General features: G+C 43.7%; 19 protein-coding genes, 1 tRNA gene and 1 pseudogene. 14 read left to right on the forward strand and 7 right to left on the reverse strand.

Features of this window, described 5'->3' with window-relative positions; genetic code table 11:
- Positions 1-122 precede the first annotated feature (122 nt).
- From ACTQ9S_RS10470 to ACTQ9S_RS10485, 4 genes are all read left to right on the forward strand, one after another.
- Positions 123-198: transfer RNA gene (locus tag ACTQ9S_RS10470), tRNA-Glu, on the forward strand.
- 452 nt (positions 199-650) lie between these two features.
- A complete protein-coding gene (locus ACTQ9S_RS10475) occupies positions 651-1,709 on the forward strand; it encodes a hypothetical protein (RefSeq protein WP_440454901.1) in 1,059 nt (352 codons plus the stop codon).
- Between the two features lie 565 nt (positions 1,710-2,274).
- Positions 2,275-3,672 (forward strand): solute carrier family 23 protein, encoded by a 1,398-nt coding sequence (locus tag ACTQ9S_RS10480; protein WP_440454902.1) that lies wholly within the window; start codon positions 2,275-2,277, stop codon positions 3,670-3,672.
- Between the two features lie 88 nt (positions 3,673-3,760).
- Entirely contained in the window at positions 3,761-4,414 is a 654-nt protein-coding gene (locus tag ACTQ9S_RS10485) for a LysE family translocator (RefSeq protein WP_440454903.1), read from the forward strand.
- Between the two features lie 154 nt (positions 4,415-4,568).
- On the opposite strand, the gene acnA is transcribed toward ACTQ9S_RS10485, so the two are convergent.
- Both acnA and ACTQ9S_RS10495 read right to left on the reverse strand, forming a co-directional pair.
- On the reverse strand, positions 4,569-7,376 hold the full coding sequence (gene acnA, locus ACTQ9S_RS10490) for an aconitate hydratase AcnA (RefSeq protein ID WP_440454904.1): 2,808 nt from the start codon (positions 7,374-7,376) through the stop codon (positions 4,569-4,571).
- A 287-nt stretch (positions 7,377-7,663) separates the two neighbouring features.
- Positions 7,664-8,716 (reverse strand): DUF3025 domain-containing protein, encoded by a 1,053-nt coding sequence (locus ACTQ9S_RS10495; protein WP_440454905.1) that lies wholly within the window; start codon positions 8,714-8,716, stop codon positions 7,664-7,666.
- Positions 8,717-8,830: 114 nt separating this feature from the next.
- On the opposite strand from ACTQ9S_RS10495, the gene ACTQ9S_RS10500 reads away from it, so the two are divergent.
- Both ACTQ9S_RS10500 and ACTQ9S_RS10505 read left to right on the forward strand, forming a co-directional pair.
- Positions 8,831-9,547 (forward strand): metal-dependent hydrolase, encoded by a 717-nt coding sequence (locus ACTQ9S_RS10500; protein ID WP_068038506.1) that lies wholly within the window; start codon positions 8,831-8,833, stop codon positions 9,545-9,547.
- 51 nt (positions 9,548-9,598) lie between these two features.
- Positions 9,599-10,184 (forward strand): annotated as a pseudogene (locus ACTQ9S_RS10505) (YchJ family protein).
- A 23-nt stretch (positions 10,185-10,207) separates the two neighbouring features.
- Here the strand turns inward: ACTQ9S_RS10505 and ACTQ9S_RS10510 are convergent.
- From ACTQ9S_RS10510 to ACTQ9S_RS10520, 3 genes are read right to left on the reverse strand one after another with little or no spacing between them, the layout of a single operon-like run.
- Positions 10,208-11,131, reverse strand: coding sequence for a class II glutamine amidotransferase (locus ACTQ9S_RS10510; RefSeq protein WP_068329782.1), 924 nt, complete (start codon positions 11,129-11,131; stop codon positions 10,208-10,210).
- A complete protein-coding gene (locus tag ACTQ9S_RS10515; protein WP_228138873.1) occupies positions 11,132-11,497 on the reverse strand; it encodes a hypothetical protein in 366 nt (121 codons plus the stop codon). It abuts the gene before it with no gap.
- A 48-nt stretch (positions 11,498-11,545) separates the two neighbouring features.
- Positions 11,546-12,706 carry a homoserine kinase gene (locus ACTQ9S_RS10520; RefSeq protein ID WP_440454906.1) on the reverse strand — a complete coding sequence of 387 codons (1,161 nt, stop codon included), beginning with the start codon at positions 12,704-12,706 and terminating at the stop codon, positions 11,546-11,548.
- A 190-nt stretch (positions 12,707-12,896) separates the two neighbouring features.
- On the opposite strand from ACTQ9S_RS10520, the gene hisF reads away from it, so the two are divergent.
- The 8 genes from hisF (at position 12,897) to ACTQ9S_RS10560 (ending at position 22,410) form a co-directional block, all read left to right on the forward strand.
- Positions 12,897-13,679 carry an imidazole glycerol phosphate synthase subunit HisF gene (gene hisF, locus ACTQ9S_RS10525; protein ID WP_440454907.1) on the forward strand — a complete coding sequence of 261 codons (783 nt, stop codon included), beginning with the start codon at positions 12,897-12,899 and terminating at the stop codon, positions 13,677-13,679.
- 204 nt (positions 13,680-13,883) lie between these two features.
- Positions 13,884-14,405: a 6,7-dimethyl-8-ribityllumazine synthase gene (ribH, locus tag ACTQ9S_RS10530; protein WP_010200525.1), complete on the forward strand. Its 522-nt coding sequence runs from the start codon at positions 13,884-13,886 to the stop codon at positions 14,403-14,405.
- Between the two features lie 263 nt (positions 14,406-14,668).
- Positions 14,669-15,820 (forward strand): transcription antitermination factor NusB, encoded by a 1,152-nt coding sequence (nusB, locus tag ACTQ9S_RS10535; protein WP_440454908.1) that lies wholly within the window; start codon positions 14,669-14,671, stop codon positions 15,818-15,820.
- A gap of 2 nt (positions 15,821-15,822) precedes the next feature.
- Positions 15,823-16,878, forward strand: a complete 1,056-nt coding sequence (gene thiL / locus ACTQ9S_RS10540; protein WP_440454909.1) for a thiamine-phosphate kinase — start codon at positions 15,823-15,825, stop codon at positions 16,876-16,878.
- 3 nt (positions 16,879-16,881) lie between these two features.
- A complete protein-coding gene (locus ACTQ9S_RS10545) occupies positions 16,882-17,463 on the forward strand; it encodes a phosphatidylglycerophosphatase A family protein (RefSeq protein WP_350657291.1) in 582 nt (193 codons plus the stop codon).
- A gap of 156 nt (positions 17,464-17,619) precedes the next feature.
- Positions 17,620-19,002 (forward strand): bifunctional UDP-N-acetylglucosamine diphosphorylase/glucosamine-1-phosphate N-acetyltransferase GlmU, encoded by a 1,383-nt coding sequence (glmU, locus tag ACTQ9S_RS10550; RefSeq protein WP_440454910.1) that lies wholly within the window; start codon positions 17,620-17,622, stop codon positions 19,000-19,002.
- 185 nt (positions 19,003-19,187) lie between these two features.
- The gene (gene glmS / locus ACTQ9S_RS10555; protein WP_068038533.1) at positions 19,188-21,032 is read left to right on the forward strand and encodes a glutamine--fructose-6-phosphate transaminase (isomerizing); all 1,845 of its coding nucleotides are present in this window, start codon (positions 19,188-19,190) and stop codon (positions 21,030-21,032) included.
- A gap of 421 nt (positions 21,033-21,453) precedes the next feature.
- The gene (locus tag ACTQ9S_RS10560; protein ID WP_068038541.1) at positions 21,454-22,410 is read left to right on the forward strand and encodes a GlxA family transcriptional regulator; all 957 of its coding nucleotides are present in this window, start codon (positions 21,454-21,456) and stop codon (positions 22,408-22,410) included.
- Positions 22,411-22,451: 41 nt separating this feature from the next.
- On the opposite strand, the gene caiE is transcribed toward ACTQ9S_RS10560, so the two are convergent.
- A complete protein-coding gene (caiE, locus tag ACTQ9S_RS10565) occupies positions 22,452-23,042 on the reverse strand; it encodes a carnitine operon protein CaiE (protein WP_350657287.1) in 591 nt (196 codons plus the stop codon).
- 16 nt (positions 23,043-23,058) lie between these two features.
- Entirely contained in the window at positions 23,059-23,841 is a 783-nt protein-coding gene (locus tag ACTQ9S_RS10570; RefSeq protein WP_068038549.1) for an SDR family oxidoreductase, read from the reverse strand.
- Between the last annotated feature and the right edge of the window lie 4 nt (positions 23,842-23,845).

Genomic DNA, 23,845 nt, shown 5'->3' on the forward strand with positions numbered 1-23,845 from the left:
TATAATAAATACTCGCTAGTAGGACGATATCAGCACCTAGGCAATGCTTGCTCTATTATTAATAGATAAGCTATCTGATATTGTGAAGTACCGTTGTAACCATTGGTTATAACACTCTATGCGTCCCCATCGTCTAGAGGCCTAGGACACCGCCCTTTCACGGCGGTAACGGGGGTTCGAATCCCCCTGGGGACGCCACTATTCGGCGTCACTTATCAGCACTTTTGCTTAGCACCTTTTAAGCATAAGATTAGACTAATAAGCGTACCACTAAAAATCCCAGTCATAATTTATTATGACTGGGATTTTTTTATGTCTGTCTTTTATCCAATAGCTTTAACTGCCTCTCTAAAAACCTCTCATTTTATATATTCGTTTTTCCGAAAGTAATAAATTTCAACTTTACAATCAATAAGTTAACCGTATTAACGACAAATCCACACAAGTTTACGCTCAACTGATTTGGTGACACAGATTAACATCTCTATACACAATGTTAGTGTTTTTCTACCTAACTGTATTATGAATATAACTACCTTTTTAATATGATTGCGTTGTACTTATCAGAGGATATTTATAAACCTCTGTATAAGAATTGATGACAGCAATATGCAAACTAGCATTTAAATAACATGTGATAAGGAATTGTTATGTTACCTACCTATACGCCCCAACGTCGCCCATCATGGCGCGGTGTGCTAGCAGGTCTCGTGATGGGACTGATTGTTGTTATGGCAATGATTGCCATCGCCTTAGTTTTAAGCTCATTTATCCCTTTTGATCTAAAAGGCACCAGTATCGCAGCTGGTATCTATGCTGCTATCACTGCATTAGTCAGTGCCTATGTAGCAGGTTTTTTTGCGATTAAATACTCAGCCCCTGAAGCCTTATTCGGCGACGGTACAGATGTCGATCCAAAAGACGCTACTCTAACGGGTATGCTTACTGCCGCTTTAATTGTATTACTAACCACGTTTTTCACTCTTAGTAGTGCCACTGGCATCCTAGCCTCAGCTGGTAATGCAGTTGGTAGTACGGTTAGTACAGTAGCAAAAACAGCAGGCGGTGTAGCAGCAGCTGGCACATCAGCAGCAAGTACGGCAGCAATTGCCGCCCCAGAAGGTACAGTCCAACAAGTTCAACAAAAAGCGCAAGAAGTTTATCAAACGGTATCTGGCAACATCAGTAAAGAAGATATCAGTGCTCTAGTCGCCAAGAATACTCAAAACTTAAACGATCAGCAAATCCAAGCAACAACCAATGTATTGGATGAGTTGGTAAACGAAACTAAAACTGAAGTTGCTGATATGGACTTCACGAGTATCGATACATGGCGTCATATTGATGAGTATGCTAAACAACGTATGGCATCTATCGAACAAACGCTACAAGGCCCTGAACTTATCAATCGCTTACAGCAAGAAGGTTTGACCAAAGCGCAGGCTACTGAAGTACGTTCAGAAGTAGTACAGTCATTCAACGAGTATAAAATGAAAACTGAGCAATACATCGCACAGGCGCAACAAACGGTAGATCAAAATTTACAACAAGCTGAAGACGTTGCGCGTAAAGCAGCATTGTACAGTGGTCTATTTTGGTTAATCAGTACTATTTTAACTTTCCTTGCAAGTATCGTTGGTGCCAAAAGTGCAGCATCGAATCATCGTTTAACTAAGCCTATCGTAACTTGGGGTGACAACGTTAAATAAGATGTTAAACAGAATAAGTGAGTTATGAGATATTTATTACTGACAAATATTATTAATATATCTTACTAATAGATGTGAGTTATAGGATATGAGTTATAAACAGGAAGCCCAGCCACAATCTATTGTGACTGGGCTTTTTTCCTTACAAGCATAATTGCTTTAATTATTTTAACCACGTATCATATTTTTCGAAAAACACCCAAAAGCAGTTTGACTATTAATTTCGCTTAATTATTTTTGATAAATCTATAACCAACCTTCAAATAAGAATTTTTTTCAAAAGGTTTAGCCAAACAGTACTTATAGTCAGTCCAATATGAAAAAGATACAGCGGGACTGGGGTGAATTTTTTGTAGCCTCTGTCGGCGTAGGCACAGCAAGCCAGAAAAATTTATACCAGTTTTGCGTTATTAAATAACGTATCCATTTTATTTAGTATCGACTATATAATTGGTCAATACTATTCAATGGGATTATTTACCCTTTATTATTTTAAGAGAAAAATTCTAACCAATTTAAATTAAAGCTAGCTCCATAAAATACTTACTTAAAAGGATTTAAGACGATGGCTATCGTTCGTAAGCACGGTGAAGAACAGCCTTATTGGCCTGCCGGTCCCTTCAAAATACGCCTACCCTTTGTACATTACCGTTGGGAAATCCCTGAGATGATTCAGGGTTTGTTCATGTTCGTGGTCAGCCTTGGCATGATTCCCTTGTTAGAGCAATATCTGGGCATGCCATATGATGCGGCACTGGCATTTTGTGTGGTCGCAGGGCTAATGTATCTATTGCCATCATTGCTTGGTGTGCCATTGGTACCGGGCTGGATTACGCCTGCTATCCCGGTCGTCCTTTTATATCTGCAAGCTTTTGAGCCTGGACCTCAAGCTGTACAAGCGATGTTTGTACTCCAGTTAGAGGTGTTTTTAATCTTCATTGTGTTAGGTCTTACCGGATTTGGTAATCGCTTAGTAAGCTTTATTCCTAACTCCTTAAAAGCCGGTATCATCATTGGCGCTGGTATTGCGGCCTTGATGGGTGAAATTAAAGTAGGTGGCCGTGTTGAAGCGACGCCAGTCTCCCTCATTATTGGTGCGATTATCTCCGCTTACGTGCTGTTTTCAGTTTCTTTTAAAGATAAGATTCAGAGCAATCGCTATGCAAAAATGCTAGCTAACCTGGGTATGATCTCAGGTATGTTGGTTGCTATGGTCGTTGGTTGGGCTATCGGTGAATATCCTCTGCCCGATATTGAATGGGGCATTACCCAGCCGAACTTTGGCCTGATGACCGACTATCTTATATTTAACGTCGGTATGCCTGATATTAGTGTCTTCTTATTGGCCTTCCCTACCGCAATGATTGCTTATGTCATCGCCTTTGGTGATATCTTGGTGGGCAAAGCGCTGAGCGAGCGTGTGGACAGTATCCGCCCTGACGAAAAAATCGAGACCAATATTACTCGTATCCACGTGGTCACAGGTATCCGTAATGGTGTACATGCTCTATTTGCACCATGGCCAGGACTTGCTGGACCTATCTGGACTGCTGCTCATGCTACGCTTGCGGAGCGCTATGCGCTAGGTCGGAAGGCGATGGACTCCATCTATAGTGGCGGCGGTACATTCTGGTGGACAGGACTGGTGGCGATATTTATGCTGCCATTGGTCACGTTGTTTAAGCCTGTGTTGCCCATCGCGTTGTCACTAACGCTATTATTGACCGCCTACATTTGTATTATGGTCGGTATTGAACAGCTCAAAAACTCTGCTGAGCGCGGTGTTGCTGGTATCGTAGCAGTGACTCTGGCCATGCCTGCAGCGCAATCGACGATTTACGCGATTGTGATTGGTATAGTGCTCTATATTTTGATTGAAAGACCGAGTGCCAGACAGCGCAAAGAGATGAAAGAAGATTCTCTTTCAGCTAATAACGTTGACTCTGTTGATAAAGATTATTAATAAAATGCTTTGATTAAGCGGGTATCAGCGGAGCATTATTTTCCGCTAATACCCGCTTTTTTTATGATATTTAAAAGGCAGGTTGGCGATGTTTGGTATTGAGAACTATCTGGGGTTTATCTTAGCAGCTATTTTACTGAACCTGACCCCAGGCACGGATAGCATGTACATTATCACGCGTAGTGTCTCACAAGGAAGACAAGCTGGTTTTTATTCTGTGTTGGGTATTACTTCTGGTATTTTAGTGCATACTTTGTTTGCAGCGCTAGGATTGTCATTATTATTGGCTCAATCTCCAATCGCATTTACGATAGTCAAATATGTTGGTGCAATCTACTTGTGTTATCTAGGCTTTAAAATGATAACCAGTAAACCTGAAGCTTCAGTAGCAAACGAATTAAACGAAGATAAAACACTCGCAAACTCCAAATCTCTAGATTATGGGCAAATATATAAACAAGGTGTATTAACCAATGTTTTTAATCCAAAAGTGGCCTTATTCTTCTTAGCGTTCTTTCCCCATTTTGTCGACTCTAATTACGCTCATGGCATGTTGTCCTTTTTAATTTTAGGACTTACTTTTGCTGTAACCGGTCTAATATGGTGCACATGTTTGGCACTATTGGCGTCACAGTTTAGTAAAAGCTTGAGAGAAAACCCAACAACCGAATCCATTTTAAATAAAATAAGTGGTGTGGTATTTATTGGCTTGGGGGTTAAGCTTTTGACTGAGAAGGGTTGAGTAAAAGAGTTTAAGTCATTAAATTGGGTGATGCTTTGCTAACTCACCCTACAGACCATGCGTCTTATTTTAAAAATAACAGCCCTAAAAAATTATCAAAAAAAAGCCCAACCATAACGATTGGGCTTTCTCTTATTCTAACTCTAATCAACCATTACGCAGCGTCTTTGCTGTCAGTAGCGAGCTGGCGTAGGACATAGTGCAATACACCGCCATGACGCACGTATTCACGCTCTTTTGGCGTCTGCAGACCGACATTCACTTCAAACACTTCTTCTGAACCATCGGCACGAGTAGCAGTGACTTTGGCGGTTTTGCTCTCGCCATTGTCCAGCCCTGTAATACTAATCACTTCTGAACCATCAAGCTTGTAAGTGTCAGCATTCTCGCCATCTTTAAAGGTCAATGGCAATACGCCCATGCCCACTAAGTTTGAACGGTGAATACGCTCGAACGAGGTCGTCAGTACTGCTTTTACACCAAGTAGAATAGTACCTTTCGCTGCCCAGTCACGGCTAGAGCCAGAACCGTACTCTGCACCGCCAAGTACTACTAGCGGACGCTTATCTTCTTTATACTTCATGGCTGCATCATAGATGGCCATTTCTTTGCCGTCTTGTAGCGTAGCTTTGTCGTCTTTGAAGTAATAAGTATAACCACCCTCTTTACCATCCATCATTGAGTTTTTGATACGGATGTTGGCAAAGGTACCACGAGTCATGACCGCGTCATTACCACGGCGCGAGCCATAGCTGTTAAAGTCAGCTTCCATTACACCGCGCTCTTGCAAGTACTTACCTGCTGGTGAGTCGGCATCGATGTTACCGGCTGGTGAGATATGGTCAGTAGTGATTGAATCACCGAATAAACCTAGGATACGCGCACCTTCGATATCTAGGATACCTTCTGGCTCCATGGTCATATCATCAAAGAACGGTGGGTTCTTAATGTAAGTAGATTCTTCACTCCATGGATACAGCTGGCTATCTGCTGAGCTAATAGCATTCCATGCTGCACTACCGTCAAATACTTCACCGTAGTTTTTGCGGAACATTTCAGCATCGATATTATTGGCAATCAGCTCGTTGATCTCTTCCGAGGTCGGCCAGATATCTTTTAAGAAGACATCATTACCCTCTAGGTCTTGACCTAGTGGATGCGTGGTCAAGTCAATATCGACCGTACCTGCTAGTGCATAAGCAACAACCAGTGGCGGTGAAGCCAAGTAGCTCGCTTTCACATGTGAGTGGATACGACCCTCAAAGTTACGGTTACCTGATAGTACGGCTGCGGCAACCAAATCACTTTCTTCGATAGCCTCTTCAATCGCATCTAACAGTGGACCTGAGTTACCGATACAAGTAGTACAACCATAACCGACCAGATAGAAACCTACTTTCTCAAGTTCATCCATTAGCTGAGACTTTTCAAGATAATCGGTCACAACTTTTGAGCCTGGTGCAAGAGAAGTTTTAACCCATGGTTTAGCGGTCAGCCCTTTAGCCGCTGCTTTTTTAGCGACTAAGCCTGCGCCAATCATAACGGCAGGGTTTGAAGTGTTGGTACAAGAGGTAATGGCCGCAATCACGACAGAACCATCACGTAACTTATACTCTTTATCTTCGATTCTGATAGTACAAGAGGTGCTACCATCCGCGCAGAACGGATTCGGTTTGGCTGCTAACTTTTTAGCCTGCTCTTGCTTACCGCCTTCTTCGTCAAAACGCACCTTGGCTTCGACATCGACTTTACGACCCTTAGTCATCTCTTTTAAGGTCTCGCCAAATTTTTCGTGCATATCAGATAGATTGATACGCTGCTGCGGTAGGTTAGGACCAGCTAGTGCAGGTTGGACAGTACTGAGATCTAACTGCAAGTTACTTGAATAAGTCGCCGCTTTAGTATCGGCATCATGCCACATGCCTTGCGCCTTGGCGTATTTTTCAACCAATTCAATTTGTGCTTCGTCACGACCTGATAGACGTAAATAATCAATCGCCATTTGGTCAATTGGGAAAATACCACAAGTCGCACCATATTCTGGAGACATATTGGCAATAGTTGCTCGGTCAGCAAGTGGCATTTGGTGTAAGCCTTCACCGTAGAATTCAACGAACTTGCCAACTACGCCATGCTTACGCAACATCTCAACCACACGTAATACTAAGTCAGTTGCCGTAACGCCTTCAGTGAGTTTGCCCGTCAGCTCAAAACCAACGACTTGTGGAATCAGCATCGATGATGGTTGACCAAGCATCGCCGCTTCCGCTTCAATACCGCCAACACCCCAACCAAGTACACCAATACCATTAATCATGGTGGTGTGACTGTCAGTACCAAATACCGTATCAGGATAAGCCGTCAGTTCACCGTCGACATCAGCAGCCATCACGACACGCGCTAGATACTCTAAGTTAACCTGATGCACGATACCTGTTGCTGGTGGTACAACGACGAAGTTTTCAAAAGCATTACGTCCCCAATGCAAGAACTCATAACGCTCATTGTTACGCTTAAATTCAATTTTTTCGTTCAAATCAAGCGAGTCTTCGCGACCATACACATCGACTTGCACCGAGTGGTCAACGACCAGTTCACTAGGAATGAACGGATTGATTTGCTCAGCTTTACCGCCAAGCTTGACCACCGCATCACGCATCGCTGCTAAATCGACGACCGATGGTACACCAGTGAAATCCTGCAGCACCACACGCGCTGGCATAAAGGCGATTTCTTTTGAGGCCTCTGCTGCTGCATCCCAGTTGGCAACCGCTTCGATATGGTTTTTGCCGACAGACTGCCCGCCATCTTCGTTACGTAATAGGTTTTCTAGTACTACCTTCATACAAAATGGTAGCTTGCTAATATTTTCATAAGTTTTGGTCAGCTCTGGCAAGCTGTAGTAGGCGTGCTCCTTGCCATCGACCGAAATGGTGTCTTTTACATTAAAGATATCACTCATGGTAGCTTCCTTATCGTTGTTATAGATCCTGAGCATAAACTATTATAAATTTATGCTTATGACTGGTGGCTAGATAGTTTATTTATTGTTTTATCAAAAATTATAATTTTATGAAACAGTCTGAATGAGCTAAAGATATTAAGTATATCTTTAGGGTTAACAATATGTTCCTTTTACCATAACAAATAAACGACGCTTTGTTAACCGCCTAGACGTTATCAAATCGTGGCACAATCGTAACCGCAACAGTAGCTTAGCGGTTTATTGGCAAGGTATACCATCGCATGTCATTTTTTACGGCGGCGACCGCTGCGAAACACGTAGCTATCATCGTAAAAGCCAAGATTGGCATTCTCTGACCAAAAGTGTGGTACGCCCAAAATAGGCAAGGGTGCAAGTTGACGTGGTATAACCTTATCTTGTGATAATAAGTTATCCATATGTTCGGCAACTGCATTATCCAAATATTGCATACGCTCAGATAGTGCCAAGGCGAAGAAATCTTGCGCTACATTTATCACGATACTATGGGCACATAGAGGTTTGCGCGGTTGTATCAGCTGCTCAAGCAAGGCGTGTCCAAAAATATAGACCGCTGCTTGAGAATTGATATTAATTTGTTTAGGGTCATCCCATTTCGAACGCGTACTTACCAAACTCCCCTGCCAGTCAAAATCAATGAGCGCCTCGCCAATACTAGGGTCAGCTGTGACTAGCACTGCGCCATTTTCATCAAATACCGTAATGGTATCGCGGACGCGCCCTCGACTAGCTCTAATACCTTGCTGCTCGATTTCAAGCATATGATAATAATTGAGCAAGGCTTTAGTCTTGGGAAAAGTTAACCAAATACTGCCGTTAAATAAATCATGCAAGTTGTCACGCGTCGGAATATTGCCAGTCGTGGCGATAAAACTCTCGTAAGCCTCGCCCTCCGGTAATGCATTTTGCGAGACAAATTTTATAGTTTGGGCTTCATTGTTATGCGCAGGTTTGGTTTGCGGCAATGGCTGTTGTAAACCATCAGCCTGTTGCTGCAACGCTGTATTTAACACTTTTGCGATAATATCAGGCATATTTTCGATTATATCTGTATTAAAAGATTTAATATCAGAAGGTTTTGCATTAAAGTGCTCAGCATTTAGGTCATTTAAGCCACTTAGCTGAGTGATAGTTTTACTGATGTAGTTCAACCGGTTCAAATGACATAGCCATGGTGCTTGCCAGTTAATTTCTGCAAAGCTGTCATCGAGCCTGCTGTCGCATACAGCTGGGTTATTAGTAGAAGCATCAGAAGAAGCAGTTGGATAAGGTTTGACAGGTAAATCAGTGGCGGTCATGTTCACTATCTCTATTAGACGACTGGCATGTCTATGATATCATGGAGCGCTTTTTTACTGCTAGACGAGCGGCTCGAAATGAACGTTTCGCGCGCTATTTATTGATGAGTTTTTATGGCAAATTTTAACACCCACTTAAATGTTGCATTCATGGTCAGTGGTACGCTCAGTTTGACAGTTTACAAAGCGGGACTGATTGATGACTCAGGGTTTTTGATGTGCGTGGCGCTTGGCACCATTGGTGGGCTGCTACCTGATTTAGATTCTGATAACTCGACACCGATTAAGCTTGGGTTCAATATCACCTCCTTTATCTTTGCCTTTGGACTGGTGATGCATTGGCGCAGTGAGCTGAGTTTGCTGGCATTGATAGCATTATGGCTAGCGGGCTATGGTTTTATGCGTTACGTGGTGTTCACTATTTTTACTAATATGACTGTGCATCGTGGTGTCATCCACTCCGTACCTTATATGGCTATATTGGGGCTTGGAATGACCTATGTCAGCTACGATGTTTTAAACTTACCGTTAACGGTTAGCTGGTTTTACGGCTTGTTTTTATTCGGCGGTGCGATGGTACATTTGGCTTTGGATGAGTTATATAGCGTTAATTTATCAAATATGAAAATGAAGCGCTCATCGGGCACGGCGATGAAATTTTATCAGCATAAAGATAAATGGTGGTATCTGCTACTGTACGTCATCCTTGCGCTCTTGGTATATTTTGCACCACCGTTTGATGCATTTTGGCAGCAGCTACGTGACCCAGCACCTTGGGCACAGCTAAAAGTTGGCATCTTGCCAGAAATGTTGGAAAACTGGCTGAATTAAAATTCATAGAACCGCTAAAAATGTAAATAACAACTTGAGTAAATAATGTCAATTTCCGCACAGACCTGCCCTTGCAAAATTAATCCGTCATCAGATGACATCAGCGCGCCCCTACCTTATAAGGATTGCTGTCAGCCTTATCACGATGGCATATGTAATAAAGAAGCTAATGAAGAAAATGATAATGCAGACGATATAAAAGCGGACACTGCTGAGCGATTAATGCGCACGCGTTATAGTGCCTTTGTATTGGTCAAGCCAGAATATATCGTCAAAACCACGCTATCTATCCGCGCAGCAAAACTTGTTAGATATCAAGGCGATTGAGTCTTGGGCAAAAGAGACAGATTGGGCAGGTTTAGAAATCGTAGCACACACGCCAAAACTCAGTAAACGGCATGCGCAAGTTGAATTTAAGGCTTACTTCCATACAACAGATAGTGCGGCTGATAGTGTAGAAGAAATGATACAAGCGCATCATGAACTGTCTGCCTTTGTAAAGGTAAAAGACAAAGCGAATAATGATGCGCACTGGTACTTTTTAGATCCTACGGTCGCAATGACTGTCAGCCAAAAGCAGCCATGTATTTGTGGTTCAGGTGAGAAGTTTAAACGGTGTTGTGGAATGTATATCTAATCAACATTAAATATTCGCCAGCACTAAACACTCGCCCCAACCGACCGTGCAATCGCAATCCCTTCATCAATCGTCAAAAACTTACGCTGACTTGGGCTGTCTTTATAAATGACGTCACCATCTTGGAATATTAGACATTCATTGACCGCTAACTGTTGCCATTTTTCATTTTCAGTCAGTGGCACAGTCACTAGAATCGTCACTTTATCAGTGTCTGTGGTCACATCACCAAAATTAATCGCCAAATCATCATCTGCCAATTTCGCCTCACCAAACGGTGCTTTACGCGTAAGATAAAACAACAAGCTACCAGCATAAGCCATTTGCCATCGACCGTTTGATATAAGGCAGTTAAACAGACCGTTAGCTGATAAATAACGACATTGGGTGGTCAAAAAGTTAAACAGCGTTTGATCATCAGGACGGGTTTTAAAGCTGCTTTTAAGACGATTGACCAAATAACAAAACGCCATTTCAGAATCGGTTGAACCGACTGGCTGGCAATGTGAGGCATTGCCATTATCTTGCAGACGCTGACAGCGTTTAATAAACTCGCTATTCATCTGTCCGTTATGAGCAAATACCCACTGCTCACCCCAGACTTCACGGACGAATGGATGCGTATTCGCTAGGCAATTCTGTCCTTGGGTAGCTTTACGAATATGAGCTATGACGTTCATGGCTTTGATTGGATAATTATTAACCAAGTCTGCAACTGGCGATAAGTGGCTTGGGCGATTGTCATGGAACAAGCGCAGTCCGGTTGAAGCATTGGCCGCGCCATCACCATTAAAGTTGCCGTTATTAAAACAGTCACTACGCTCAAAGAATGCAATACCAAAGCCATCCTCATGACTGTCTGTCATGCCGCCGCGACGACGAAACCCTGCAAAGCTAAAACCGATATCGGTTGGAGTATTACAGTTCATTCCTAAAAGCTGACACATTTATAAGTTACCGCCGTTATCAGTTTGATTGTCTAAGCTATCTGGATTGTCTTGACTATTTTGAGTGCCTTGAGAGTCTTGATCAACCTGAGTATCTGATATGATACCAAGGTCTGTGTCGCTCATATTGTCTAGCAGCACTTCACCACTAGTATCTGTATCAATATTACTTAAGATATCCTGTGCTTGCGCCAAATCCTCATCTTGCACCCAAAGTACGATACCAGAGTTCATACCCGGGATAGCGCTTAGCGGCTGCAAGGACACGGTAATGCCGTTATTACGTAGCAGGTTGGCGTGCAGCTCACCTTGCATATTGGTATCGTAGCGCGCTAGTTTGTGCCAGTTGTCGACTTGATTGGTCATGAGATCACCTTTGAGGTTTTGGTACATGAATAATTGAACAAAAATGGCTTATGCTAATGCATCTAACTTGTATTCTTTGATTTCAAACTCGCTGTCAGACTTTAGATTTTCACGTGCTTGCTCAGCTTGCTTAATATTGCTAAAAATGCCAGCTATTTGATTGTCTTTACTGGCATTTAAACTAGTATTTAACAGTACAAAAACGATGTTTTGCGCTTTTTCTACATGCGACCAATGATAAGCGGCAAGACGTTTCATTAGGTCAGGATTTTTGACCATGATGTTATCGCCAGTCCGCCCTTCGGTGCGATTGTAGTGAATGACGTTGAGACGTAATAGCCAAAAAATAACAGCCGCTTTTGCCAGCATAACAGGTAAAGCACGTTTTTCATCGTTATTAAGCGGACGTTTTGACTCGTAGCCTTGTAAAAAGGCAGTCATTTTACTACGGTCAAAGTGAACTCGCTCGCCTTGCTCTGCATCGCCCCAAGTGGTACAAAAGTCATTGATAGTAATAGCGATATCCATCACATAGTGCTCGACGCTGACTTCGGTAAAGTCTAACAGACCAGTCAGACGCTCTTCACCCTTCTGTAGATTCCATAGTGTATTGTCCGCAAACATATCTAAATGACATAGTCCTTTTGGCAAGCTGGCAAGCGGTAATGTGCTATATGACTGCCAAATATCGCTCATTAGCTTGGCTTCGTCACCGGGCATAAACTGCATTTCACGATCGCGTACATCGCTCCATGGATATAAAGGTACGCCGTATTCTTGCGCAGGTTGCAGCGCTTGCAGGGTCTCATGCAGCATCGCCAAAGCGCCACCAATCTCATGACACATGGCTTGCGTGGTTTGCTGTGGATGCGCGCCAGCCAGACAAGGCACCAAGGTAATCGCTTTATTATCATACTGAATGACATAGCATTTTTCTTCGCTATCAACCAATGATAACGGCGCAGCGACCGGTAATTTACCATCTAATTGATTTAAAATGACCGCCATTTTTTCGATGTCTTCTGGTGGACGCTCTTCAAATAAAGTAAATACGTAAGAGTGCGCGCCATCTACATCATCAGTTGTCTGAATAAACCAGTTAGAGTTTTTGATACCTTGGGTAATCGGAATGGCACGCACGAAAGATACGCCAAAACTTTGGCAAAAGGCGGCAAACTGATCATTGGTTAACTGGGTATAGACGGACATGACATCTCACTTTTGGCAATGGAATAATAAGTTAAATAGGGCGAATGTGGACGGTAATGACAGTAATTGTACCGCGCATGAGCAAACTATAATGAAAAGCGTAATAATCTTACGAAAACCTGCCTGATATGGCAGTGATTTTGCTAGACTAGCGCTTACAGAATGAATTGATTATAAGGTGAAAGACCCTATGTTAGCAAAGCGTATCATTCCTTGTTTGGACGTTGATAATGGACGCGTGGTCAAAGGCGTGCAGTTTGTCGATATTAAAGACGCAGGCGACCCAGTTGAAGTAGCAAAGCGCTACAACGAACAAGGCGCTGATGAGATTACCTTTTTGGACATTACGGCTACTAACGATGAGCGCGATACTACTTATCATACCGTTGAGCGTATGGCAGAAACGGTATTTGTGCCATTAACCGTCGGTGGCGGCGTGCGTAAAATTACCGATATTCGTAACTTGCTCAATGCTGGCGCGGATAAAGTCGCGATTAATTCGGCAGCAGTGTTTACGCCTGAATTCGTCGGTGAGGCATCGCAGAAGTTTGGCAATCAATGTATCGTCGTGGCGATCGATGCCAAACGCGTCGCTGACATTGAAGTTGATGGCATCATCATGCCGCGTTGGGAAATTTTTACCCATGGTGGTCGCAAGCCAACCGGTATTGATGCGGTTGCTTGGGCGAGCAAAATGGCTGAGCTGGGTGCTGGCGAACTACTAGTCACGTCAATGGACGGTGATGGCACCAAAAAAGGTTATGATTTAGCCTTGATGCAACAGATTACTAGCCGAGTTAATGTACCCGTTATCGCCTCAGGCGGTGTCGGTAATTTACAACATTTAGCAGAAGGTATATTACAAGGCGGCGTAGATGCGGTACTCGCCGCCAGTATTTTTCACTTTGGTGAGTATACGGTTCAAGAAGCCAAAGAATACATGGCAGCACAAGGTATACAGATGCGCCTGTAATACGTTTGTAAAATGCAAATGCATCTGCAAAAAATGTTATCATAGTGCTAACCACTTATTTTCGTTCATTTAACTACTAGTTCATTTAATAATTAACTAGATAGTCGAACATATAGTCGACCAAGCTATTTGAACCAATAATTATATTTAGCTACTAACTTACTCCTATATTTTAATTAAACTTTATTAAGCAAAGGATTTTTTATGTCGAATTTACAACAGCAACGCAATGACGTGACCCATATCGATGGCAACCTACACCAAAATGAAGATGCCCGCATTGGTATCGTCGTTGGTCGTTTTAATGGATTCGTCGTGGAGTCATTAGTTGATGGTGCAATTGATGCCCTACTCCGTCATGGCGTATTGGGTAGCAATATTACCGTTATCCGTGTACCTGGTGCATTTGAATTACCATTGGTTGCCCAGCGCGCTGCTGAGTCAGATCGCTTTGACGCTATCATTGCTTTAGGCGCGATTATTCGTGGTAGCACGCCGCATTTTGACTTTGTGGCTAGCGAGTCTGCAAAAGGCTTAAGCAGTGTTGCTATTGATTATAATATTCCAGTTGCCAATGGGGTATTGACGACCGATAGCATTGAGCAAGCTATTGAACGCTCTGGCACGAAAGCTGGTAATAAAGGCTCTGAAGCGGCGATGGTTGTGCTAGAGATGATTGCGGTTCTATCACAGTTAGATATTGACGATGATAGTGATGACGCTTAAGCTTTATTAACTCAGACTTTATTAAAAAGTGACCGTTTTTAAAGATATGATTAAATGATTAGCGTTGTTTAATCCCATTGTTTGATTGGTGCTGTTACTTAATGATAGCAGCACCTAAATAGTATTAGCCTGCTAAAAATTGGCTATTTTTTGAATTTTCGCCGTATTTCTATACTATTTTCAAAAAATAAAGTAGCAAATTTAATAATGCTCATTTATTTTTTGGATAGGTATCATCTCAAAAATTTAGGTACAGACCCCCTATGACTGACCAACTCAAGCGCGCTATTAGCGCTGCGAAAACCGCACAAACCGATGCTGAAAAGGCTGAAGCTACCAGTATAGCGAGCAGCAGTGCGGGTGATCAAAACTTCGATATGAGTGAGTCTTCTTATAAGACCAGTCACACCGCTGTCCGTAAGGCACGGCGCTTTGCTATGCAAGGTCTATACGAATGGCTCGTTACAGATCGTCGCTTCGATATAGATGGTAAGCTTGGCTGGAAGGCCAATGCGCCGCATGATATCGCTGCACGTACGCGCGCAACCAATGCTATGCATACGGTACATATTGGCTATTATCATGAAATGATGCGTGATATCCCAGAACAGATTGAAGCGCTAGATGCGCTTATTAGTCAGCATCTCGATCGTGAAATCGATAAGCTCGATACCGTTGAGCATGCCATCTTACTTATCGGTGCTTATGAGCTACAGAATCGCCTAGAGATTCCTTATAAAGTAGTGCTTGATGAAGCAATGAAGCTAAATAATCACTTTGGTGCGACTGATGCCCATAAATTAATTAACGCCGTACTAGATAAAATGGCAGTTGAGCTACGCGACGTTGAAGTGCAAGCAGATATCAAAGCCAATCTACGCACCTCACAAAAAACGGCTGCTAAACCTGCAGTAAAAACTGATACGAATACAGATAATAATGCCGATACACATGGCATTGAAGAAAAACCAACTGTTTCAAATAAGCCACGTATCAGTGCTAACAATGCCACTATCAAACGCACTAGCGTTAGTAAAGCCAGTGCAAACATTAGTGACTTTAAGGCGAGTAAAAAAGACGATGCTGAAAACACGGTTGAAAAAGAGAGCATTAAACCAGCTGTGACTGATAACGTGAATGACGCTGCTGCTAGTACCGAAAGTGTCGTCAATGAAAAACCTGTAGAAGAAGACGTAGTTGCTAATTATGACAGCAACGAAAGCAACGAAAGCAACGAAAGCAACGAAAGCAACGAAAGCAACGAAAGCAACGAAAGCAACGAAAGCAACGAAAGCAACGACAATACTGCAGCAGATATTGGTCTAAGCGATTCTAATATGGTTAGTGTTGATGCAAAAGATACTGTACTAGATAGCACTGAACTAGACGATGCTGATGCAAAAAGCCAAGACTAACCATGAATGAATTTGAGCTGATTGAGCGTATATTCTCACAAATGCAAGCAGCACATCCTTTGCCTTATGATGTCGAAAAGGGCATTGGCGATGATGCTGCAGTAATGTCATTGCCGTCAGAAGCGCGCTTAGTTAGCTGCATCGATACCTTAGTTCAAGGTCGACATTTTAGTGCCGATTGGGATCAAGTTAACGAGCTGGCATTTGCCATTGGTTATAAAGCAGTGGCAGTCAATGTCTCAGATATCGCTGCTATGGGCGCGACACCGCATAGCATTCTACTAGCATTGGCATTACCAGAACGATTAGCCAATCAGCAATGGCTTACTGAATTTGCCAAAGGCTTATTTCATGCTTGTCAATTATTCGGTGTCACCCTTATTGGTGGTGATACCACGCGCAGCGATAATTTAATACTTAGTGTCAGCGCGCAAGGACTACTAGCCGCAGACACGCCAGCAGTCTACCGCTCAGGCGCGCAAGTTGGCGATAAAGTCTATGTATCAGGGTCACTTGGCGATGCCGCCTATGCCTTAAAGTATCCTGACAACGCTCAAGGCGTGGAGCTGGCGCATCGTCTGCACATGCCGACCCCGCGTATTGCATTAGGTGCAGCATTAGCCAAAATTGGCGCCACCGCGATGATAGATATCTCTGATGGTCTTTATCAAGATCTTGGACATATTTGTCAGCAGAGCAGCGTTAGTATGCGGATTAATCTAGAGCAGCTACCTACTAGCAAACCGTTAGCAAGCGTTGATTTATCTGAGCGCTTATTATGTCAGCTGGCTGGTGGTGATGATTACGAATTGGCCTTTACCCTACCTGCTCATATTGAGCCCCCTGTTAATAATAGCGGCAACACTCCAGTCACCTGTATTGGCGAGGTTATAGCAATGGTAGATAAGATAGACGCTGGCACAGATGCATCAACCAATCTATCTCCAAAAAAGTCACGTCCAGAAATTTTCTATCAAAACCAGCCAGTAACACCGACTCATCCCGCACCATTCTCTACATGGCCCAATCTTACTGGTTACCAACATTTTGCAGGTTAATCCATGACCGATCATGACCTATCTAAGCCTGATATCAGCAAAGCCAATGACTGCCCACCTCTACCAGCAAATGCTAGCATGCTTGATCGTGTGGTTTATTGGCTTGGTATTGGTTTAGGTAGTGGTCTGCCCCGCCGTGCCCCTGGTACTTGGGGAACGGTTGGTGGATTAATCGTCGCCATACCGCTATTAAGCTTAGGGTTTGTCCCATTTTTGATTATTACCATTTTATCCTGCATTATAGGTATTTGGATATGCGGTCGCACATCTGAGCTGATGCAAGGTCATGATGATCCGCATATTGTTTGGGATGAATGGGCAGGTATTTGGATTACCTTATTACCTTTCTCTTATATGGGTCTCACGGCAGCAAACTTTTGGCAAGATATATCGCAAAGTTTATCTATCATCGCCCTTATCGTCGCATTTGTGCTTTTCCGTTTTTTTGATATTATTAAACCTCCACCGATTGGTTGGGCAGATAAGAAGGTCGCAGGCGGTCTTGGTATTATGCTTGATGACATCATCGCTGGTATTATGGCCGCTGTCGTATGGATATTTGTTATGCTCGGCATGTTAGCGTAGATAGTTGCTGTTTAGAATAATAATGTTACAGACTACCTCATCATACTAAACTCAACGATAACAAAGCTCCATAATATTCACTTAAATGAATATGTAATTTCCCGACATTTGCGTTATAATATCCTTATATTTTGTTACACCTACTATAGAGTAATTATGACAAATTCCCTTTCTGTAATTATCCTTGCTGCCGGAAAAGGCACGCGCATGCAGTCTGCAAAGCCAAAAGTCTTACAGACATTGGCAGGCAAACCTTTACTTGGTCATGTTCTAGATACTTGCGATGAATTAACCGTAGCCAAGACTATCGTCGTATATGGCTTTGGTGGCGATCAAGTACAAACTGCGATGGATGATAAGTATGCGCACCTACCAATTACGTGGGTCGCACAGACTGAACAGTTAGGAACTGGCCATGCCGTTAAAGTTGCTTTAGAGCAACTACCAAAAGACGGTCAAAGCCTTATTTTATATGGTGATGTACCATTAGTAAGCTGCCAGACCTTGGCGACATTACAAGCGGCCAATACTGCCGGTATGTCTATGCTGACATTAACCGTAGATAACCCATTTGGGCTTGGTCGTATCAAGCGTGATGCATCAGGAAACATCGAAGCTATTGTCGAGCAAAAAGATGCTAGTACAGATGAACAGAGCATTCAAGAAATCAATAGTGGAATTTACTGCGTTGATAACGCATTGTTGCATAAATATTTGCCTGAACTGTCAAACGACAATGCACAACAAGAATATTATCTGACTGATATTGTCAAAATGGCAGTCGCTGATGGCGTTACGATTGCTGCCATTGAGCCTGAGCATACGTTTGAGATTGAAGGCGTCAATAACCGTCAACAGCTTGCCAGCTTAGAGCGCACATGGCAGAACAAGCTAGTAGCTGACTTGCAAGAAGCTGGTGTACAGTTTGCCGACCCTACTCGTGTCGACATCCGTGGCACATTGACAGCAGGTCAGGACGTATTCGTCGATGTTGGTGTGGTATTCGAGGGTGATTGTACATTAGGTGACAATGTCTATATCGAAGCCGGCTGTATCATCAAAAACGCGCAAATTGGTAATGCTTGCCATCTTAAACCTTATTGCGTCATTGATCGTGCTGAAGTCGGTGCTGGCGTTGACATTGGGCCTTTTGCAAACTTGCGTCCTGAAACAGTATTGTCCGATAACAGTAAAGTGGGTAATTTCGTAGAAATCAAAAAATCAACGATTGGTCATGGCAGTAAAATTAATCATCTCAGCTATGTTGGTGATGCAACCGTAGGCGCTGACGTTAATGTCGGTGCTGGTGTTATTACTTGTAATTACGATGGCGTCAATAAATCGCAAACCATCATTAAAGATAATGCTTTTATAGGCTCGAATGCTAGTTTAGTGGCACCAGTAACGATCGGTGATACCGCTACTATTGCTGCTGGTTCTGTGATTACCAATGATGTTGATAGTAATGCTCTAGGCTTAGGCCGTGCTCGTCAGGTTCAAAAGGCTGACTTCCAACGTCCGACTAAAAAGTCAAAATAGTTAAGCTACTGACAGCGATGTTTGGGCAAACTTAGGCAGCGCGGCAATTTTTGTGGTGCTGCTTACTAATTTTAGGGCGTATTGATAAACCAACATCTAAATCAATATTGTCACCCTTATTACTTATTAATTTAATTTAATTTAATTTACCTAATATCATCATACATCTAAATTAAGGAATAGCTATGTGCGGAATTGTAGGCGCAGTTGCTGAGCGTAATATCGCTAATATTTTACTCGAAGGTCTCAAACGTCTAGAATATAGAGGTTATGATTCCGCTGGTCTGACTGTCATTCGTAACGGTGAATTACATCGCGAACGTCAAGTCGGCAAAGTATTGGCATTAGTCAATGCGGTCGCTGATGATCCAGCAAATTTTGACGGTCATATCGGTATTGCACATACGCGCTGGGCGACTCATGGTGAGCCTGCTCAACGTAATGCTCACCCGCATGTCTCAGGTAAAATCGCGGTAGTCCACAACGGTATCGTCGAAAACTATGCTGAGCTAAAAGAAGACTTGATCGCCAAAGGCTATGTGTTTACTTCTCAAACAGATACTGAAGTAGTCGCCCATCTAGTTAATGATATCTATCAAGAGACGTCTGACTTACTAGAAGCCGTTCGCGCTGTTATTCCACTATTACATGGCGCATTCGCTCTTGGTATTGTTCATGTCGATAGCCCAGAAGAGCTGATTGCAGTACGTTTGGGTTCTCCATTAGTGATTGGCGTGGGTATCGGTGAGAACTTTATTGCTTCGGATCAGTTAGCGTTATTGCCAGTCACCAACCGCTTTATGTATCTAGAAGAAGGCGATATTGCTAACATTACTCGTGATCGTATTCGTGTTTATGCGGACGGCGTAGAAGTCAGTCGCAAAATTCATGAGATAGATGCCAAGCAGCATAATGCAGATAAAGGCGAATTTAAGCATTATATGCTTAAAGAAATCTATGAGCAGCCAGACGCAGTTGCCCGTACGGTTGAGATGGCGGTAGATAACGGTGAAACAACTAAGCTACGTGATGACTTTTTACAGCGTCATGAAACAAAGCTCGCTGGTATTCAACACATCCAAGTACTCGCTTGTGGTACCAGCTATCACGCGGGTATGGTTGCAAAATATTGGTTTGAGAATTTAACACGTCTGCCATGCTCGGTCGAAATTGCTAGTGAGTTCCGCTATCGTAATCCTGTCGTCGTTGATAACTCGCTAGTTGTTTGTATCTCACAATCTGGCGAAACCGCTGATACCTTATCGGCGCTACGCGAGATCCAAAAGCATAGTCCAACAGGTTTAGTGAGCTTAGCACTATGTAACGTGCCAACGTCATCGCTAGTACGTGAAACTGATATTTTCTTGCCGACGCTTGCAGGGCCTGAAATTGGTGTTGCTTCTACCAAAGCCTTCACTACCCAGCTCGTAGCACTAGTACTACTATTATTGAAGATTGGGGTCGTACAAAATCGTATCGATAATGAGCGTTTATCATCGCTGCTAGAAAACTTGCATAAGCTACCTGGTCAGCTTCATGCCAGCTTAAAGCTTGATGCGCCTATTAAAATAATGAGTGAAAGCTTTGAAGAGAAAAAGAGCTGTTTGTTCTTGGGTCGTGGTTTGCAGTTCCCAATTGCCTTGGAAGGGGCGCTTAAGCTGAAAGAAATCTCTTATATCCATGCAGAAGGTTACGCAGCAGGCGAGCTTAAGCACGGTCCATTGGCATTGGTAGATAAAGACATGCCAATCGTCGTACTTGCACCGAAAGACAGTATGTTTGATAAGCTCAAAGCCAATATGCAAGAGGTACATGCGCGCCATGGTGAACTGTTTGTATTCGCCAGTGAAGCCAGCCAAATGGTTGCAGAAGATCGCTTGCACGTGGTCTATGTACCGGATGTCTGCGAAATACTAGCACCGATCGTTTATAGTGTCCCTGTACAGCTGTTGTCGTATCATGTAGCTGTTATGCGTGGCACCGACGTCGATCAGCCACGTAACTTGGCAAAATCGGTTACTGTTGAGTAGGTTTATCGTTCACTAAAAAGCATATGTACGCGAGTAATAAAGTATCATACTAAGTAATAAAGATTCATACTGAATCCTCCGCCATCTTATATAAATTAGATGGCGGAGGATTTTTTTGTGAATAACAAGAGTAGAAAGAACCCGATGTAACTTGAAGATTATTTTTGCTATTCTCCCACTATCCGCTGTGCTGATAGCTGGCTGTGCCACAAACTCCGTTTCGACTATACCCTCTGAACAAAGAGCTGTGCTCATTTCTGAATTCCAATCATCACTGCTTTCTGGCAAGCAAGCTAGATGAGAAATAACTGAATGGATTTAGCCTAAAAAACTGAATTCGGGGGCAAATAAATTTATCTGATGTAAATACTTACATGTTCCGTTGTCTGTTATAGTATTCAGTAAAACTTGGCTTATCACTATGATCCTAAATCCTGATAACGATGGCGCCTTTACCATTTCCTTTCTGCTTTTACCTGAATATGCAATGGTAGCCCTGATGTCTGCCATTGAGCCAATGCGAGTAGCCAACCGCCTTGCCGGCCGCGAGATTTTTCGCTGGCAACTGCTTTCCGAGGACGGCCCACCGGTGGCAGCGAGCAACCTACTGGCATTGCAACAAACGGTTGCTATCCGGGATGCCGCAACCCCCCTTAATCTTTTTGTCTGCTCCAGCTTTAATCCGAAAGATTATATCCGGGACGACACCGTGGCCTGGCTCAGAAAACTCCACCGCGTGGGTTCTTTAATCGGTGCCATAGACACCGGCTGCTACCTTCTGGCTGCAGCCGGGCTTCTGAAAAAGCACAGAATAGCCCTGCACTGGGAAGCAGCACCTTCCTTTCAGGAAGATCATCCCGAACTGGAACTCACCAACGAGCTGTTTGAAGTGGAGCACAATCTGATCACCTGTGCCGGCGGAACCTCTGCCATCGATATGATGCTTTATATCATTCAGACAGAGCTCGGCCATGCTCTCGCAATCAAGGTTTGTGAACAGTTTATAAAAAGTGGTATCCGTCAGAAATCGGACAAGCAACGCATCGACTTATCCGCACGGCTCAAAATATACCATCCACGCCTTCTGCGCGTGTTGGAGAAGATGGAAGCAAATCTGGAGTCGCCCTTGTCCACCAAAGAGCTGGCAAAATACGCCCACATTTCCGTTCGGCAGATGGAACGCCTGTTTCGCAGTTTTCTGAACGATTCACCTTCTGGCTATTACATGAAGTTGCGGCTAGAACGATCTCGACAGTTGCTGAAAGAGTCCAGCTTGAGCATTTCTGAAATCAGAATCATCTGCGGATTCAATTCAGCTCCCCATTTCACCCGAAGCTACCGCAAACAGTTCGCTCGCAGCCCGAGTGAAGACCGTTGACATGCATCAAAAAATCTTGAATATATCGCTTTGATTCTGTCTCATACTTTGGGTTGTACGACGGTCACTCCTTTGAGTCTAGGGCGATCCGCTTCCATCTCCAGCAGTGGCGAAACCACGTTCATGCTCGCGGCTGAGCGCCAGACCAGCGCCTGATATTCTTTTGTATTGAGGCCTTTCCAATGCAAGTCCTGTTCGCTAACCTCACGAATTACTTTGGCAGGCGAACCTACCAACAACTGGCGGGGTGCCCCTTTAAAGCCGGCCTTAACAAAACTGCCGGCGGCAACTATGCTGTCCTCACCAATAATGGCACCGTCCATCACTACCGCATTCATACCCACTAGCGCATTACGCTTTACTATGCAGCCATGAAGAATTGCGCCGTGCCCAATATGGCCGTTAGCCTCAACAACGGTGTCGGTGTCGCAATATCCATGCATCACACAACTGTCCTGAAGATTGGAACCATCCTCTAAGATTAAGCGGCCATAGTCTCCACGCAGAGATGCTAGCGGGGCAATGTAAACATTAGGGCCAACAATCACATCACCGATTAGCACTGCTGTGGGGTGAACATAAGCACTGGGATGCACCACCGGAATCAAACCTTCAAACTCATAACAGGGCATAGAATTCATCCTTTGATTAGCGTTGCGGAGACGCGCCTGTCAAGTGTTCACCACCATCCAGGGCGAGACATGTGCCGGTGATAAAACTAGCAGCAGGTGATGCCAAATAAGCTACTGATTGAGCAACTTCTTCGGGTAAGCCCATGCGCTTTATCAGTAGCTTATTGATGCCATCCTGCAGCGCAACTGGGTCATACTGATCCAATGCTTCAGTCTTAATAGTGCCCGGTGCCACGGCATTCACTCGAATACCAAGATTTGACCACTCCCAAGCTAAAGTTCGGGTTAAGTTGACGACACCTTCTCTGGCAGCACCCGCGTGCGCCATACCGGGCAGCCCGTTGGCCTGGCACAAAACAATATTAATGATACATCCGGGTAGCTTACGGTTCATACAGTGCCGGGCAAAAGCCTGACACATAAGAAAAGTGCCGGTGAGGTTAAGGTCAACAACCGACCGAAAGCCATTGGCAGAGAGCTCTAGGGCAGGCGCAGCAAATTGTCCACCAGCGTTATTAACCAATACATCAATACCAATTCCCTGTAGCTCCAGCTGTTCTATTAGACCTGCCACAGAGTCGCTATCGCGGATATTGACTGCCAGTTCGATCGCATCGACACCAGCCTCACGCAGGCTCTGTCCCGCTTCAATCAATCGCTCCTGGTCTCGAGCCGCAATCACCACCCGAGCCCCCAAAGTGCCGAAATTACGAGCTATTGCCAAGCCAATGCCGCTCCCGCCACCGGTTATCAAAACCGTTTTACCGGCAAACAAATCAGTTCTAAATATATTTTCCATAACC

This window comes from Psychrobacter sp. ASPA161_9 (assembly GCF_051970275.1).
Lineage (GTDB): Bacteria > Pseudomonadota > Gammaproteobacteria > Pseudomonadales > Moraxellaceae > Psychrobacter.

Bases quoted from the DNA above. Each gene is read 5' to 3' on its own strand.
- ACTQ9S_RS10475 (WP_440454901.1), top strand. From the start codon at position 651: ATGTTACCTACCTATACGCCCCAACGTCGCCCATCATGGCGCGGTGTG.
- ACTQ9S_RS10480 (WP_440454902.1), top strand. From the start codon at position 2,275: ATGGCTATCGTTCGTAAGCACGGTGAAGAACAGCCTTATTGGCCTGCC.
- ACTQ9S_RS10485 (WP_440454903.1), top strand. From the start codon at position 3,761: ATGTTTGGTATTGAGAACTATCTGGGGTTTATCTTAGCAGCTATTTTA.
- acnA (WP_440454904.1), bottom strand. From the start codon at position 7,376: ATGAGTGATATCTTTAATGTAAAAGACACCATTTCGGTCGATGGCAAG.
- ACTQ9S_RS10495 (WP_440454905.1), bottom strand. From the start codon at position 8,716: ATGACCGCCACTGATTTACCTGTCAAACCTTATCCAACTGCTTCTTCT.
- ACTQ9S_RS10500 (WP_068038506.1), top strand. From the start codon at position 8,831: ATGGCAAATTTTAACACCCACTTAAATGTTGCATTCATGGTCAGTGGT.
- ACTQ9S_RS10510 (WP_068329782.1), bottom strand. From the start codon at position 11,131: ATGTGTCAGCTTTTAGGAATGAACTGTAATACTCCAACCGATATCGGT.
- ACTQ9S_RS10515 (WP_228138873.1), bottom strand. From the start codon at position 11,497: ATGACCAATCAAGTCGACAACTGGCACAAACTAGCGCGCTACGATACC.
- ACTQ9S_RS10520 (WP_440454906.1), bottom strand. From the start codon at position 12,706: ATGTCCGTCTATACCCAGTTAACCAATGATCAGTTTGCCGCCTTTTGC.
- hisF (WP_440454907.1), top strand. From the start codon at position 12,897: ATGTTAGCAAAGCGTATCATTCCTTGTTTGGACGTTGATAATGGACGC.
- ribH (WP_010200525.1), top strand. From the start codon at position 13,884: ATGTCGAATTTACAACAGCAACGCAATGACGTGACCCATATCGATGGC.
- nusB (WP_440454908.1), top strand. From the start codon at position 14,669: ATGACTGACCAACTCAAGCGCGCTATTAGCGCTGCGAAAACCGCACAA.
- thiL (WP_440454909.1), top strand. From the start codon at position 15,823: ATGAATGAATTTGAGCTGATTGAGCGTATATTCTCACAAATGCAAGCA.
- ACTQ9S_RS10545 (WP_350657291.1), top strand. From the start codon at position 16,882: ATGACCGATCATGACCTATCTAAGCCTGATATCAGCAAAGCCAATGAC.
- glmU (WP_440454910.1), top strand. From the start codon at position 17,620: ATGACAAATTCCCTTTCTGTAATTATCCTTGCTGCCGGAAAAGGCACG.
- glmS (WP_068038533.1), top strand. From the start codon at position 19,188: ATGTGCGGAATTGTAGGCGCAGTTGCTGAGCGTAATATCGCTAATATT.
- ACTQ9S_RS10560 (WP_068038541.1), top strand. From the start codon at position 21,454: ATGATCCTAAATCCTGATAACGATGGCGCCTTTACCATTTCCTTTCTG.
- caiE (WP_350657287.1), bottom strand. From the start codon at position 23,042: ATGCCCTGTTATGAGTTTGAAGGTTTGATTCCGGTGGTGCATCCCAGT.
- ACTQ9S_RS10570 (WP_068038549.1), bottom strand. From the start codon at position 23,841: ATGGAAAATATATTTAGAACTGATTTGTTTGCCGGTAAAACGGTTTTG.